This is a genomic window from Streptomyces sp. NPDC051105 (assembly GCF_040682795.1).
Taxonomy (GTDB): Bacteria; Actinomycetota; Actinomycetes; order Streptomycetales; family Streptomycetaceae; genus Streptomyces.
Map to the genome: position 1 here is coordinate 1 of NZ_JBFBBR010000075.1, position 1,350 is coordinate 1,350.

The 1,350-nt window shown below is 65.9% G+C and carries 2 protein-coding genes; both read left to right on the plus strand.

Annotated features, from left to right (window positions below; genetic code table 11):
- Positions 1-428: DUF3459 domain-containing protein (locus AB0N16_RS41805; protein WP_365806038.1), on the plus strand; the 428-nt coding region annotated here is incomplete at its 5' end.
- A partial coding sequence (locus tag AB0N16_RS41810; RefSeq protein ID WP_365806039.1) for an alpha-amylase family glycosyl hydrolase occupies positions 425-1,350 on the plus strand: 926 nt, incomplete at its 3' end. The genes AB0N16_RS41805 and AB0N16_RS41810, both read left to right, overlap by 4 nt.

The following is a 1,350-nucleotide window of genomic DNA, read 5'->3' on the forward strand; positions in this document are numbered from 1 at the left end:
ACTCCGAGAAGTACCAGCTCAAACCCCGCGACTGGACCCGCGCCGACACCGAGGGCATCGCCCCCCTCATCACCCGCCTCAACACCGTCCGGCGCCGGCACCCCGCGCTCCAGCAGCTGCGCAACCTGAGCTTCCACCACACCGACAACGGCTCCGTCATCGCGTACAGCAAGCGCGCCGGGGCGGACACGGTCCTGGTGGTCGTCAACCTCGATCCGCACCACACCCAGGAGGCCACGGTCTCGTTGGACATGCCGCGACTCGGCCTGGACAGCACCTCCGCCCTGTCCGTACGGGACGAACTGGCAGGTGAGGCCTACGTGTGGGGCAGGACCAACTATGTACGTCTCACACCCGGCCGGGCGCCAGCGCATGTGTTCCAGGTAGGGCGAACGACACCAGCGAACGGAGGGCCCAGCGCGTCATGACTGTCAACGACCCCGTCCAGGACACCTTCGAGGACACGCCTGCCAAGGACCGGGACCCGGAGTGGTTCAAACGCGCCGTCTTCTACGAGGTCCTGGTGCGTTCCTTCCAGGACAGCGACGGTGACGGCATCGGCGACCTCAAGGGCCTGACGGCGAAGCTCGACTATCTGCAGTGGCTCGGTGTCGACTGCCTCTGGCTGCCGCCCTTCTTCAAGTCCCCGCTGCGGGACGGCGGTTACGACGTCTCCGACTACACCGCCGTACTCCCCGAGTTCGGTGACCTCGCCGACTTCGTGGACTTCGTCGACGCCGCCCACCAGCGCGGCATGCGCGTGATCATCGACTTCGTCGTCAACCACACCAGCGACCAGCACCCGTGGTTCCAGGAGTCCCGGAAGAACCCCGAGGGGCCGTACGGCAACTACTACATGTGGGCCGATGACGACAAGCAGTACCAGGACGCGCGGATCATCTTCGTCGACACCGAGGTCTCCAACTGGACCTTCGATCCGGTGCGCGGCCAGTACTACTTCCATCGCTTCTTCTCGCACCAGCCGGACCTCAACTACGAGAACCCGGCGGTGCAGGAGGAGGTCCTGGCCGCGCTGCGGTTCTGGCTGGACCTGGGCATCGACGGCTTCCGCCTGGACGCGGTGCCGTATCTGTACGCGGAAGAGGGCACCAACTGCGAGAACCTGCCGCCCACCCATGAGTTCCTGCGGAGGGTCCGGCGGGAGATCGACGCGATGTATCCGGACACCGTCCTGCTGGCCGAGGCGAACCAGTGGCCCGAAGACGTCGTCGACTACTTCGGCGACTACGAGAAGGGCGGCGACGAGTGCCACATGGCGTTCCACTTCCCCGTCATGCCCCGCATCTTCATGGCGGTGCGCCGGGAATCCCGCTACCCCGTCTCGGAAAT